Source organism: Bacillus sp. BS3(2021), assembly GCF_021043345.1.
GTDB lineage: Bacteria > Bacillota > Bacilli > Bacillales > Bacillaceae > Bacillus > Bacillus paralicheniformis.
The window spans coordinates 158,550-171,212 of record NZ_JAJNDM010000005.1 but is presented as its reverse complement, the minus strand read 5'-3'; the positions used below and the strand labels follow the sequence as shown (position 1 = coordinate 171,212).

The following is a 12,663-nucleotide window of genomic DNA, read 5'->3' as shown; positions in this document are numbered from 1 at the left end:
TTTGGTACTTTAAATCCTTCCCCTTCTCAATCTTTGGCAGCGCTTAAAGAAATGAAAACTGATGCGTGAAGGGAAAATGGAAAAGCCTACTTATCAAGAGATGAAACAGTGATGAAAATATGAAACTGTGTTTGAGGTCATTCCTATTGATTTCCTATCATCAAAATTACTAATCAAAGTAAGGAGCAGGCCAGCGGCCTGCTCTACTTTTATACGATCCATAAGATGATTTCAGCAAGGGAATCTGCTGTTTTTTTAGGAACTCCGGCTTTCACTAAGGCTTTTACAAGAGCGCCTTTTGAAGCACTATTTAATCTCTCTGTGGCATATGCAATTTTGCGTGCATATTTGTCGACGAGTCTCGCTTTAGAAGGAGAGAGTGGTCTAATAGCCCATTTAAGAGTTTTTCCTCCAACTCTGCATACCCATCCAAATGCTTTTATGGCTTTCAGAGATCCACCAATAAGGCCTGCAGTATGTACTTGCCCATCCTGATTTAACTGGTTGTAAGTTTGAAATTCTGGAGTCTGTGATGCAAATTCGATGAATGCTTTGGAATCTTCTAGGGTAGTAGGTTCTTGATGTGTTTCCATATATTCTTGAAGAGAAGTTGGCAATGTGACATCCATTGTTTCTGTTATTGACGTGGTTGGCTGTTCTTGTTCAGCGGCTGAGACAGATGACGCGAACCCACTAAATCCTGAAATGATAAGAGTTGTGGCAGTAAGTGTTATCACACCTTGAGAAAATCTTTTTTTCTTAGATTTCATTTCAAATTCCCCCAATTATTTGATATTCTTAACAAGTAATATAATACCACAAAAAGAGAGGAATAGGTATAAATGGGTAAAAAAACTAAAGGAAAAAACTACTCTATTGGGGATCATATTTTTGCAATTTTGGTTGTTCTTCTTATGTGTGTATTTCTTATTTCTTCCCCTTTTCTGATATTCTTCGGAGTCTTTAAATTGGTGGCTTTGGCACCAGATGTGTCAATCAATACAAAAGGTACTTTTGATTCTGTGATAGTTTTATTTAAGTTTTTTGTTCTCACTGTGGTAGTTGTAGGGATTGTAGACGTAGTCTTTTCTCAAATTTTATCGAAAAAACGGGGATTTCTCAATTTTGTTATTGAAGCTTTGTTGATGTTTTGTGTTTTTTATCTCTATGTATTGATTTATTCAATGAATTCTCAGGAGATTGTTATACGGAATAATGGTGTGTTCTTAGTATCTTTATTTTTGTTTGCTTTGTATTTGCTAATAAATGTAGCATATCCTGTTTCAAGGCGGTTATATAAGGCAACCATGAAAAACATACAGAAAAAAAACAACTAAAAGAGCAGGCTGCTGTCTGCTCTTTTAAAATTCATCTATAATTGCCAAAAGTTCTGTGTCATTAATTTGAATAGGCTCTTAATCCGAACTACGTCAAGGATTTTAGAATCAAAGTTAATCAATGTTCAACCTCTTATATTTTGGTAAGTAATGGGTGATAAGGCGAAAGCAAAGATAAGATAAGCAGCTTCAGGAAAAGCAGCAAGATCTAGAGAGGTCCTAAAAGAGCTTGGTACTTAATTTTTTAAATATTGAAAACATTTACTTTGTTTGTTATGATGCCTTTAGTAAAGTTTAGTGAATATGGATCTTAAAGACAGGGCGGGATGAAAATGGCGACGATTAAAGAAATTGCGCTTCAGGCTAAAGTATCAAGCACAACGGTTTCAAGGGTTTTGAACCATGACCAGTCATTAGCGGTGGCCCCTGAAACAAGGCAGCGGATTTTGGATATTGCAGACCGGCTCGGCTATAAAAACACGCGCAGACGCCGCGACGTATATGTCTCAGAAAGCGGGGAAAGCCCGCGAATCGGCATTGTTGTCTGCCAATCACAGGAAGAAGAGCTGAACGATCCATACTTTTATTCCATCAGGCAAGGAATTGAAAGCGAGTGTTTTGATAGAGGAGCGTTTATTACGAAGTTTATTCAGCTGAGCAGCATCCGCTCAAATCAGCTTGCAGGCGATGTCGACGGCTTAATCGTCATCGGAAGGATCGATTTTGCCGGCTTGCAGCAGTGCATGGGCGCGCTCAACAACGTCGTGTACATCAACCATACAGACAATGAAGAATTGCGCGACTCGGTTGTCGTCGATTTTGAGAAGGCGACGGGGAGGGCGCTGAACCATTTGAAATCGCTCGGCTATACAAGGCTCGGTTATATCGGCGGAAGAGAAAAAGAGCACTTTCGAATCAGCGATCAGGAGACAAACGTCATTGAAATTGAAGACAAACGGCTGACTGCGTTTCTGGAGACGGCCGGTTCGGAAAACGCGAAGCATATTTATGTCGGCGAGTATTCGATGCAGCAAGGCTATGAGCTGATGAAAAAAGCGATTCTTGAGAAAAACGTTCCCGAAGCTTTTTTTATCGCCAGCGATTCGATGGCCATCGGCGCGCTCCGGGCTCTTCGAGAATCGGGACTCAAGGTTCCCGAAGATGTTGCCATCGTCAGCTTCAACGGCATTGAAGCGTCCGAATTTGCTAATCCGCCATTGACTACCGTAAAGGTTCATACAGAAGAGATGGGCCGGACGGGTGTGAAACTGCTGCTCGACAGAATGAAAGGACGGGAACTCCCGCTGAAAGTGACCGTACCTTCAGAACTGATGATTCGGGAAAGCTGCGGATTCAGCAAGCGGGGCTAATAGTAAGGATCAGGCGCTTTTCAAGGAGGTGAGGCAAATAGGTTTACTAAATGACAGTAAATAATGAAAGTGCATTTTACCCACCGTCAAAATTTCATAATTGGAGTGAAATTGATGAAAAAAATCATTTTCTCTTTTATTCTCCTGATCATTTTGCCTGCACTAGCAGCGGGCTGCTCGGGAAAGAATGCCGGAAAGAACGGAGACGTCACACTCACAATGTTTTCGACAATGACAAAAGACAGTGAAAAACAGACGCTCAGAAGCATCGCAGATGATTTTGAAAAAGAAAATGAAGGCATCAAAATCGATATCAGCTTTCCCGGACCGGACTATGAAAATATGCTGCGTGTCAAAATGGCGGCAAATGACATGCCTGACTTGTTCGATACGCACGGCTGGGCGAAGATCCGCTACGGGGAATACACCGCAGATTTAAAAGACATGGAATGGGTGAAGCATCTCGACCCAAACCTCGATCCGATTTTGAAGGATGAAAAAGGCAAAGTATATGCCTATCCTTTCAATCAGGCAAAAGACGGGATCGTCTATAATGCCGGTTTGTTGCAGAAATACGGTCTCAAGCCTCCACACACGTTGGATGAACTGATGCACGCGCTGGAAACGATCAAAGAAAAAAGCAATGGGAATGTCATTCCTTTTTGGTTTGCAGGTTCAGATAAAGGCGCTTTAGCTCAGTTTTATGATCAGTTTGCCACCCCGCTTCTCATCACAGATGATCGCCGCAATGAAAAAAAAGCTTTGGAAAACGGCACATTCAACTGGTCCGGCTACACACTTCTCGCAGAAACCTTTAAAGAAATGCAGGAAAAGCAATTGATCAATAAAGATATCCTAACGGCAAAACCGTCGCAATTGGTCGAATTAATGGCACAAGGAAAAATCGGCTTTACTCTCTCGGTCACATCGATCGGCCCTGATACGAGAGAAGTCAATCCTGATATCCAGTTAGGCGTGATGCCGACGCCAGCCGTTTATGAAGGCGACAAACCGAGCTGGATTGGAGGAGAGCGCCATACCGTTGCTGTCTGGAAAGACTCTGAACACCTCGAAGAAGCAAAGCGGTTTATTCAATTCGCCGCACAGCCCAAATATGCGAAAAAGATCGCCGAAGCCACCTCATTTCCTCAAGCGTTAACCAACACAGAAGCCGAAAACTACTATTCTAAGTTTTATGATCAATATAAAGAAATCGAAATCGAACCGTACTTTGACCGTGTCTACCTCCCGAGCGGAATGTGGGACGTCATGGGGACGACGGGACAGGAACTTTTGGCCGGTACGTTAACGCCGAAGCAGGTATCGGAAAAAATGAAACAGGAGTACAGCAGACTGCAAGATCAATAGAAAGGATCGTTTTCATCATGATGAAAAAAGAAGGGTGAAATGATGAGCGAATTAGCTAAAGGAAAAAGTCTGACTATTACGAAAAGTAAAAGGGGATTTGTGAAGAAAAGCGGATCACTCTGGTGGATGTATCTTCCCGCCTTGGCGCTTGTATCCATTTTTATGATTTATCCGTTTGCCAGCGGCATTAAAATCACGTTTACGAACTGGAACGGTTTTTCACAGTCGTATGACTGGATCGGCTTTGCCCAATATAAACGGATGCTGGCCGACCCGGCCACATGGCTTGTCGTCAGAAACACCCTGCTGTATGGACTGGGCAGTACGATTTTGCAAAATGTCATCGGTCTTCTCTATGCTCTCCTGCTGTTTAAAAGCATCAGAATGAAAGCGCTGACACGTACGGTTGTCTATTTGCCCGTCATCATCAGCCCGCTGATCATGGGGTATATCTGGTATTTCTTCTTCTCCTATGAAGGAGGCGCCTTGAACGATGTGCTGAAATTATTCGGAGCAGCTCCTGTAAACGCTTTGAGCAGCCCGGAAATCAATCCGTGGATCATCGTATTTGTGAATTCGTACCAGTTTGTCGGTATTGCGATGGTCATTTATTTAGCAGGTCTCGGAAGCATTCCGAAAGATTTTTATGAAGCGGCGCAAATTGACGGGGCAAGCGGTTTTCAGCAGTTTTGGAAGATTACGCTGCCGCTGTTGATGCCTTCTGTCACAATCAACATGGTCATCAATATCATCGGCGGACTGAAGCTGTTTGATGTCATTTTAGCGCTGACAGGCGGCGGTCCGGGAAATGCTTCGCAATCGATGTCGACTTTTATGTACGATTTGTATTTTAAAAGGCAGGATGCCGGTTATGCAGCCGCACAGGGGGTTTTCATGGCGGCGTTGATACTGCTGATCAGCTTTACGGCTCTTATTTATTTTAAGCGCAAGGAGGTCGAAGCCTAGATGAATCACCAAGAGAAAAAGAAGCGGGCGCTGTGGACGGCACTGGCGGCATGCATTACCGTTTTTCACCTGATTCCATTTTATATTTTGCTGACGACAGCGCTGAAAGCAAAGGGGGATTTCAGCTCGAAATGGAAGTTCCCTGACGAAATCAGCCTCGGTAATTTCGCAGAAGCATGGGATAAAGCAGGTCTGGCCGGCTCGTTTTTCAATACCGCTGCGATCACTCTTGCTTCGGCGGCTCTGTTGATTATGATCGGCTCTCTGGCGGCCTATCCCCTCGCCAGACGAAGAACAAAGCTCAATCAAGCCGTATACTTTCTGTTTATCGGCATTATGATCATTCCGCCGCTGACATCAATGGTTCCTTTATACAAAATGGTGGTGGAGTTCGGCATGCTGAATACGCTCGAAATCGCGATATTGAATAATACGGCGGCTTATATGCCCTTGACAATTTTTTTGTATGCCGGATTTATCCGTTCGACGATTCCGAAAGAGCTTGAAGAGGCGGCAAGAATCGACGGGGCGAGCACGGCGGGCATTTTCTTCAGAATTGTCTTTCCTTTATTAAAGCCGGTGACTGCGACGATTTGCATTATTGCCTGCGTATTCATTTGGAACGACTATCAGTTTTCGATCTTTTTCCTTCAAGACAAAAGTGTGCAGACTTTGACTGTGGCGATTGCCGGATTCTTTGGGCAAAATGCGAACAACCTGCACTTGGTGGCTGCAGCTTCACTGATGGCGATGCTGCCGATGACGATTCTATTTTTATTCCTGCAAAAGTATTTTATAAAAGGATTATCAGCAGGAGCGCTAAAAGGTTAGCGGAAATTTCACGGGGAAAGGAAGATATGAATGACTAAAATTGCTTTTATCGGAGCCGGAAGCACGATTTTTGCGAAAAATGTGCTGGGGGACTGCCTGATGGTTCCGGCGGTCAACGGATTTGAATTTGCTTTGTATGATATCGATCCGCAGCGTCTCAAAGAATCTAAAGAAATGCTTGAACATTTAAAAAACCGCTATAACAACACGGTATCGATCCGCGCTTATGACGATAGAAAAGAAGCTTTGGCGGGGGCGAAATATGTGATCAATGCCATTCAGGTCGGCGGCTATAAACCGGGCACAGTCATCGATTTTGAGATCCCGAAAAAGTACGGCCTCAAACAGACGATTGCCGATACGGTCGGAATCGGCGGGATATTCAGGGCGCTGCGGACGATTCCCGTTTTATTGGATATGGCAAAAGACATCGAATGCGCGGCGCCCGACGCCTGGCTCTTAAATTACACAAACCCGATGGCTTCTTTAACCGGTGCGCTGCTTCGCTACACGGACTTGAAAACGGTCGGTCTTTGCCACAGCGTACAAGTATGCACAAAAGACCTTTTCAAATCCCTAGGCATGAAGCATGAACGAATCGAAGAAAGAATCGCCGGTATCAATCATATGGCCTGGCTTCTTGAAGTAAAGCAAGACGGAAAAGACTTGTATCCAGAAATCAAAAAACGGGCAAAAGAAAAGCAGAAAACGAAACATGATGACATGGTCAGATTTGAACTGATGGATAAATTCGGCTACTATGTGACCGAATCATCCGAACATAACGCGGAGTACCACCCTTATTTCATCAAAAGCCATTATCCCGAAATGATTGAAGAGCTGAATATTCCGATTGACGAATATTTGAGAAGGTGCGAGAAGCAGATTCAAAACTGGGAAAAGATGCGCGGCGAAATCGTCGGCAACCGGCATTTAACCCACGAGCGGTCAAACGAATACGGCTCAAGAATCATCGAAGCGATGGAAACCGGACAGCCGTTTACATTCGGGGGAAATGTCTTGAATAAAGGATTGATTCCAAACCTTCCGGAAAAAGCCGTCGTTGAAGTGACGTGCGTCGCTGAGCGGAACCGGATCACTCCGTGCGCCGCGGGCGAGCTGCCTGAACAGCTGGCGGCTTTAAACCGGACCAATATCAATACACAGCTGTTAACGATTGAAGCGGCAATAACAAAAAGAAAAGAGCACATTTACCATGCCGCATTGCTTGATCCGCATACGGCTGCGGAATTATCGATGGATGATATTGTAAGCATGTGCGATGAATTGATCGAAGCACACGGCGACTGGCTGCCGGAATTTGAATGAAAAAATAAAGCCCGAGCGAAGGGATCAGCCTTCAGCTCGGGCTTTTTTCATGCGGGGGTGTGAATATTTTTCCGACTTTTGATGAAGCAATCGGAAGAATGGAGGAAGCATCGCGATCACGAGCACCACCCGCAACACTTGGACGGCGACGACGAACGTAGAGTCGGCGTGAAGCGTGACAGATGTTGTCGCCATTTCCGCGATTCCCCCCGGAGCAAACGCCAATATGGCCGTTGTCAGGGAAATGCCTGCCGCTTTAGCGGTGACGGCGGCGCTTAAAATCATCGCAATGATCAGTCCGACAGAGCTGGCAAGTGCGACGATCAGCGTTTTTCTGACGCCGATAAACATTTCTTTGCTGATTTTTGAACCGATCGTCGCGCCGAGACAAATTTGCGACAGCACTGAAAAGCCGTGGGGCCACCAGGCTGTTGCGCTGAGTCCGGTCATTGAAGCGCCTGCGATTTGCAGAACGGCCGCACCGGTCATGCTTCCGAGCAGCCATGGCGCCGGAAACCGCAGTGCTTTCATCGCTTTGCATACCCCGAATCCGCCCAGCACGATCAGCGCAGTCCATGCGATATGAGGCGCTTCAAAAGCCGATGTTCCCGCGGCGATCACTTGGCTGCCGGCAGCATGGGCGTCAGGCTGCTTCGCATTTATGAAAAAAACGAAAAAAGGAATGGTCATGACGACCAGAAGCACACGTATCATCTGCACGAGACTGACGATTGCCGTGTTCGCTCCCACTTCCTGAGCGATGCCCGGCATCGCGGAAAGCCCGCCGGGGGCCGTTCCCACAAAACTCGTCAGCATATCGGTCTTGCTGAACCTCCATAAGACAAAGCCCGACAGCATGGCGAACACGACGGAAAGGAGGAGCATGACGCCGACAATCAGCCAATTTTCCTTAAAAATCGAAATCACGGACATGTTAATTTTCTGGCCGAGCTCAATCCCCAATAGCATTTGGCCGAACTGAAGCCAGCCATGATGGATGCCGTTTTGTCTGACAGCAGCCTTTAACGGTGACGGGCGAAACAGCGACAGACAAGCGGCTGCTGTCATTGTGCCGACCATCCAGCCGATCGTCATGCCGGTCAAAGAGAGAAGAAATCCCCCAAAACTGCTGATTAATATCAATAATATATCCCGAAGGAAATCTCTTTTTTCCCTCAAATGAAAAACCTTCTTCCTGATTACTGCAATCATTTTGTTCACTAAGTAAAGTATTTCTATATATCACTATATAATAATTTTAGTGATTGGTAAAATACGAATTTATTTAAAAGATTAATAAGAAAAACTGATCGTTCATTTTTGAACATAACAGATGGAACATATGAATACATTAAATTAGATTCGATCACAAATAGAGGTGAACCGATATGAAACATTCCAAGGAATCATTCACCAAAGTCAAATCGTATCGTCCGTTTCACAGCGCTTTTGATCCGTGTCCTCCGATCGGTAAAAGATATTACAGAACCCCTCCAAATCTATATCTAGGTTTTCAGCCCCGCGGCCTTCCGCAGTTTTCCCCGATGGAGGCGCTGCAAAAAGGGACGCTTTGGCCCGTATTTTACGATCATTATGAAAATCCGTATGAAGATGGGAGGTAAGGGGGGTGACGAACTCTTTACCGCAAGACTATTATCAAAGGCTCCATGAAATTCAGGCCGTCGATTTTGTCATCGTTGAGCTGATGCTTTACCTTGATACACATCCCGATGATACCGACGCCATCAGACAATACAACCAGTATGCCGGATATTCAAGAAAACTGAAAGCGAAGTTTGAATCAAAATACGGCCCTTTGACGCAAGGGAGCCCGGATCAGACGGAATCCTATTGGAGCTGGAAAAAAAGTCCCTGGCCGTGGCAAGTTTAATAGAGGAAGGGAGTCAGGTTCATGTGGCTTTATGAGAAAAAACTGCAGTATCCTGTTAGGGTGAGAGAATGCAATCCGAGACTTGCCAAATTTTTGATTGAGCAATACGGCGGAGCGGACGGCGAATTGGCTGCGGCGCTTCGCTATTTGAACCAGCGCTACAGCATTCCTGACAAAGTCGTCGGACTGCTGACGGACATCGGTACGGAAGAGTTTGCTCACCTTGAAATGATTGCGACGATGGTATATAAATTAACAAAAGACGCGACACCCGAACAGATGAAGGAAGCGGGGCTCGGCGATCATTATGCAGACCATGACAAAGCCCTGTTTTACCATAACGCTGCCGGCGTTCCGTTCACCGCTACATACATCCAGGCAAAAGGCGATCCGATTGCCGATTTATATGAAGATATAGCGGCTGAAGAAAAAGCGAGGGCTACGTATCAATGGCTGATTGACATGTCGGATGATCCGGATTTAAATGACGGGCTGGCATTTTTACGGGAAAGGGAAATCGTTCATTCACAGCGCTTCCGCGAAGCTGTCGAAATTTTGAAGGAAGAGCGCGACAGTAAAAAAGTATTTTAAACAGCAAAAAGCCGAAAATACGATTGGTATTTTCGGCTTTTTGTTTACTGCACAGGGCTCGCAAGCAGCTCTTCTGCGCGGTCGCGAAGCACATACTTTTGGACTTTTCCGGAAGCGGTCAGCGGGTATTCGTCGATCAGAAATACGTACTCCGGAATTTTGTAATATGAAAGCTGTCCTTTGCAAAAATCTCTGACATCTTCAAGCGTCAGCTTTTTGCCCGGTTTGCATTTAATAAAGGCCGCCGTTTTTTCCCCGTATTTTTCATCAGGAACGCCGACAACCTGTACATCGACAATATCCTCATGTTCATAAAGGAATTCCTCTATTTCACGCGGGTATATGTTTTCACCGCCGCGGACGATCATATCTTTTAAGCGGCCGGTAATCCTCACGTATCCGTCCCGGTCCATTTCGGCCAAATCGCCGGTATGGAGCCAGCCGTCTTCATCAATGGCCTTTTTGGTGGCTTCGTCCATTTTATAGTATCCCTTCATGACGAGGTATCCTCTTGTGCACAGTTCGCCTTGCTCGTCCGGGCCGAGCGTTTCCCCCGTGTCAGGATCCACAATTTTCATTTCTACATGCGGATGCACTTTACCGACGGTTTCAACGCGGCGTTCGATCGTGTCGGTGACCGTTGTCTGCGTAATCACGGGTGAAGACTCCGTTTGTCCGTATGCGATTGTGATATCCGTCATATTCATTTGCTTCATCACTTTTTTCATCACTTCTTTAGGACACGGGGAGCCTGCCATGATCCCGGTCCGCAATGAAGATAGGTCATAGTTTGCAAAATCGGGGTGGGTGAGCTCGGCGATAAACATTGTCGGCACACCCTGCAGTCCTGTACATCGCTCTTTTTCGACCGTTTGTAGGACGATGTCCGGTTTGAATTCGATGATCGGCAGCATGGCCGCGCCTGACGCGACACAGGCAAGCGTGCTTAGCACACAGCCGAAGCAGTGAAACAGAGGAACCGGAATGCACAGCCTGTCTTCGCTCGTCAGCCCCATTCTGTCGGCAACGATCGCCGCATTATTGACGATATTGTAGTGAGTCAGCATCACACCTTTTGGAAAGCCTGTTGTTCCCGACGTATACTGCATATTGATCACATCATCGTGTGTGAGTGATTGCTCTCTTTCGAAAAGGTCGGCATCAGAGACCGTTTCGCCCAGTTTGGCGATGTCGGCAAAAGCCGTCATATGTTCAGGGACTTTATTCTTGCCAAGGTAGACGAGATTTTTCAGCTTCGGCAGCTTTTCCGGATTTTTCATGATCTCGTCGACCATATCGATATAGGATGTCCCTTTGTAGCCGTCCATTAGAAAGAGGGTGGTGGAATCGGAATGTTCCAATAAGTACTCAAGTTCTCTCGCCTGATAGCTTGTATTGACGGTGACGAGCACAGCGCCGATTCTTGCCGTCGCAAACTGGAGCAGAATCCATTCCGGTATATTGGATGCCCAGATGGCGACATGCTCTCCTTTTTGAATGCCGAGCGCGAGCAGCCCTTTTGCAATTTTAGAGGTTTCTTCAACAAGCTCCTGATACGAATATCTTAAATCGAGCTCAGAATATACAACCGCTTCATGATTCGGAAACCGGCCGGCGGTTGATTTTAAAAGCCCGCCGATCGTTTGTTTTTTTAATGTAATCATAATGCCTCCTTGCCTCCCGAATAAAAACTGTTTCTATTATAGCACTTTGTTCTAGTACCAGGTACTATAAAGAATTAGTTTTTTCTTAGCCGGGAAGATAATGTTAATACTGTTCGGTATTGTGCAATTCCGCCGGCAGCCACGATTCCTGCAATAGCAAGAAATAGCGCTGCCCCGCCGAACTTGATGAACATCATCCCGCCTAAAAAAGGACCGATTGTCCGGGAAATATCCCAATGCAGGCCGAAAAATGCAAAATATCTGCCCCGCATATGATCGGGAGCAAGGCGCGAGACAAAGGTTTGCATGTGATTCAGCAGCATGCTTTCTGCCGCCGTAAATAAAACGGCAGTCGAGAGCAGCCAAAAGATCGATGATGAAAAAGCGAAACCAATTGCTGCCACAGCGTAGCATACATATGATATGGAAACGACCGTTTGGATGTTCAGTCCTTCCGTCCATTTGACAAGCGGAATTTGCATCGTAATGCTAAGAAGGGCGCGGCACACTGTATAAACAGTCAAGATGAATAGGAAATCTTCAAAAAGAGTTTCGAGATAAAGGCGGTAGTTTGACTCCAGTTGAGCATAGAACAGGCTGACGGGGATCGACAAGAACATCAAGGACAGAACCGGACGGTGCTGAAAAAATACCTTTTTTGCGGAAAGAAGTTTTTCCCTCTCCAAAATCTCCTTTTGCCTTTTTGACCGCCATACCTCGGGCATTTTAAAATAAACAGCAAGCCAATAGAGAAAAAACGCACATGCCTGAAAGCCGAACATCAGGCTTGGCTGATAGGAATAGACTGCAAGTCCGGCGGCCGGACCGACCGCTGCGCCCAACCCTTCAATGGCATGAAGGACAGCGAACGCTTCAGAGCGACGCCCGCTTTCGGTGCTGTCCGTTATTTGGGCCCGCTGCGCAGGGATGTACAAAGCTCCCCCGATGCCGTTCAGCACATAAAAAAGAGCGAACAGCCAAATGTGATCTGCCATCATAAAACCGGCGGCAGAGACGGTCTGAAAGGCGAGCGCCGCCAGGATCACCTTCCGTCTTCCGATCCGATCCGTCAGTCCTCCTGCGGCAAGCGTCACCGCGACCTCGGTCAGCGGTCTTGCTCCGATGACGAGCATCACCGGCAATATGCCAGTTCCAAGCACATCATACAGATAAAAAAGGAGGAAAGGGGCCAGCATGGCTCCCGTTATTCCGGTCAGGAACTCTCCGAAGAAGCAAATCAGCACGGGAGAACCGTACCTTTGTTTTAAACGGTTCATTTCATATCCTCCTTCAACATAGCAGTGCAATTAGTGTAA

The 12,663-nt window shown here is 46.1% G+C and carries 13 protein-coding genes; 9 read left to right on the top strand and 4 right to left on the bottom strand.

What is annotated here, in order from left to right; all coding sequences use genetic code 11:
* Window positions 1-209: 209 nt before the first annotated feature.
* Window positions 210-770: a hypothetical protein gene (locus LQ247_RS12910; RefSeq protein ID WP_227005537.1), complete on the bottom strand. Its 561-nt coding sequence runs from the start codon at window positions 768-770 to the stop codon at window positions 210-212.
* A gap of 72 nt (window positions 771-842) precedes the next feature.
* On the opposite strand from LQ247_RS12910, the gene LQ247_RS12905 reads away from it, so the two are divergent.
* The 6 genes from LQ247_RS12905 to melA all read left to right on the top strand — a co-directional run bounded on the left by LQ247_RS12905 (window position 843) and on the right by melA (window position 7,201).
* Window positions 843-1,337, top strand: a complete 495-nt coding sequence (locus tag LQ247_RS12905; RefSeq protein WP_152847519.1) for a hypothetical protein — start codon at window positions 843-845, stop codon at window positions 1,335-1,337.
* A gap of 332 nt (window positions 1,338-1,669) precedes the next feature.
* Window positions 1,670-2,707: a LacI family DNA-binding transcriptional regulator gene (locus tag LQ247_RS12900; RefSeq protein ID WP_020450852.1), complete on the top strand. Its 1,038-nt coding sequence runs from the start codon at window positions 1,670-1,672 to the stop codon at window positions 2,705-2,707.
* 114 nt (window positions 2,708-2,821) lie between these two features.
* On the top strand, window positions 2,822-4,075 hold the full coding sequence (locus LQ247_RS12895) for an ABC transporter substrate-binding protein (RefSeq protein WP_020450853.1): 1,254 nt from the start codon (window positions 2,822-2,824) through the stop codon (window positions 4,073-4,075).
* Window positions 4,076-4,117: 42 nt separating this feature from the next.
* A complete protein-coding gene (locus tag LQ247_RS12890) occupies window positions 4,118-5,041 on the top strand; it encodes a carbohydrate ABC transporter permease (RefSeq protein WP_025811719.1) in 924 nt (307 codons plus the stop codon).
* On the top strand, window positions 5,042-5,872 hold the full coding sequence (locus LQ247_RS12885; protein ID WP_025811718.1) for a carbohydrate ABC transporter permease: 831 nt from the start codon (window positions 5,042-5,044) through the stop codon (window positions 5,870-5,872).
* 30 nt (window positions 5,873-5,902) lie between these two features.
* On the top strand, window positions 5,903-7,201 hold the full coding sequence (melA, locus tag LQ247_RS12880; protein WP_231006136.1) for an alpha-galactosidase MelA: 1,299 nt from the start codon (window positions 5,903-5,905) through the stop codon (window positions 7,199-7,201).
* A 24-nt stretch (window positions 7,202-7,225) separates the two neighbouring features.
* On the opposite strand, the gene LQ247_RS12875 is transcribed toward melA, so the two are convergent.
* Window positions 7,226-8,380, bottom strand: a complete 1,155-nt coding sequence (locus tag LQ247_RS12875) for an AbrB family transcriptional regulator (protein WP_231006135.1) — start codon at window positions 8,378-8,380, stop codon at window positions 7,226-7,228.
* 209 nt (window positions 8,381-8,589) lie between these two features.
* Here LQ247_RS12875 and LQ247_RS12870 point away from each other — a divergent pair, with 209 nt between their 5' ends.
* From LQ247_RS12870 to LQ247_RS12860, 3 genes are read left to right on the top strand one after another with little or no spacing between them, the layout of a single operon-like run.
* Entirely contained in the window at window positions 8,590-8,823 is a 234-nt protein-coding gene (locus LQ247_RS12870) for a spore coat associated protein CotJA (protein ID WP_020450858.1), read from the top strand.
* A 5-nt stretch (window positions 8,824-8,828) separates the two neighbouring features.
* Complete coding sequence (locus LQ247_RS12865) at window positions 8,829-9,092, top strand: spore coat protein CotJB (RefSeq protein ID WP_020450859.1); 264 nt, start codon at window positions 8,829-8,831, stop codon at window positions 9,090-9,092.
* A 21-nt stretch (window positions 9,093-9,113) separates the two neighbouring features.
* A complete protein-coding gene (locus tag LQ247_RS12860; RefSeq protein WP_023856600.1) occupies window positions 9,114-9,683 on the top strand; it encodes a manganese catalase family protein in 570 nt (189 codons plus the stop codon).
* Window positions 9,684-9,727: 44 nt separating this feature from the next.
* Here LQ247_RS12860 and LQ247_RS12855 read toward each other — a convergent pair whose 3' ends face one another.
* Both LQ247_RS12855 and LQ247_RS12850 read right to left on the bottom strand, forming a co-directional pair.
* Window positions 9,728-11,347 carry an AMP-binding protein gene (locus tag LQ247_RS12855; RefSeq protein ID WP_023856601.1) on the bottom strand — a complete coding sequence of 540 codons (1,620 nt, stop codon included), beginning with the start codon at window positions 11,345-11,347 and terminating at the stop codon, window positions 9,728-9,730.
* A 74-nt stretch (window positions 11,348-11,421) separates the two neighbouring features.
* The gene (locus tag LQ247_RS12850; RefSeq protein WP_101560686.1) at window positions 11,422-12,624 is read right to left on the bottom strand and encodes an MDR family MFS transporter; all 1,203 of its coding nucleotides are present in this window, start codon (window positions 12,622-12,624) and stop codon (window positions 11,422-11,424) included.
* Window positions 12,625-12,663: the final 39 nt, after the last annotated feature.

Coding starts and splice junctions, on each gene's coding strand:
- LQ247_RS12910 (WP_227005537.1), bottom strand. CDS start 770: ATGAAATCTAAGAAAAAAAGATTTTCTCAAGGTGTGATAACACTTACT.
- LQ247_RS12905 (WP_152847519.1), top strand. CDS start 843: ATGGGTAAAAAAACTAAAGGAAAAAACTACTCTATTGGGGATCATATT.
- LQ247_RS12900 (WP_020450852.1), top strand. CDS start 1,670: ATGGCGACGATTAAAGAAATTGCGCTTCAGGCTAAAGTATCAAGCACA.
- LQ247_RS12895 (WP_020450853.1), top strand. CDS start 2,822: ATGAAAAAAATCATTTTCTCTTTTATTCTCCTGATCATTTTGCCTGCA.
- LQ247_RS12890 (WP_025811719.1), top strand. CDS start 4,118: ATGAGCGAATTAGCTAAAGGAAAAAGTCTGACTATTACGAAAAGTAAA.
- LQ247_RS12885 (WP_025811718.1), top strand. CDS start 5,042: ATGAATCACCAAGAGAAAAAGAAGCGGGCGCTGTGGACGGCACTGGCG.
- melA (WP_231006136.1), top strand. CDS start 5,903: ATGACTAAAATTGCTTTTATCGGAGCCGGAAGCACGATTTTTGCGAAA.
- LQ247_RS12870 (WP_020450858.1), top strand. CDS start 8,590: ATGAAACATTCCAAGGAATCATTCACCAAAGTCAAATCGTATCGTCCG.
- LQ247_RS12860 (WP_023856600.1), top strand. CDS start 9,114: ATGTGGCTTTATGAGAAAAAACTGCAGTATCCTGTTAGGGTGAGAGAA.
- LQ247_RS12855 (WP_023856601.1), bottom strand. CDS start 11,347: ATGATTACATTAAAAAAACAAACGATCGGCGGGCTTTTAAAATCAACC.
- LQ247_RS12850 (WP_101560686.1), bottom strand. CDS start 12,624: ATGAACCGTTTAAAACAAAGGTACGGTTCTCCCGTGCTGATTTGCTTC.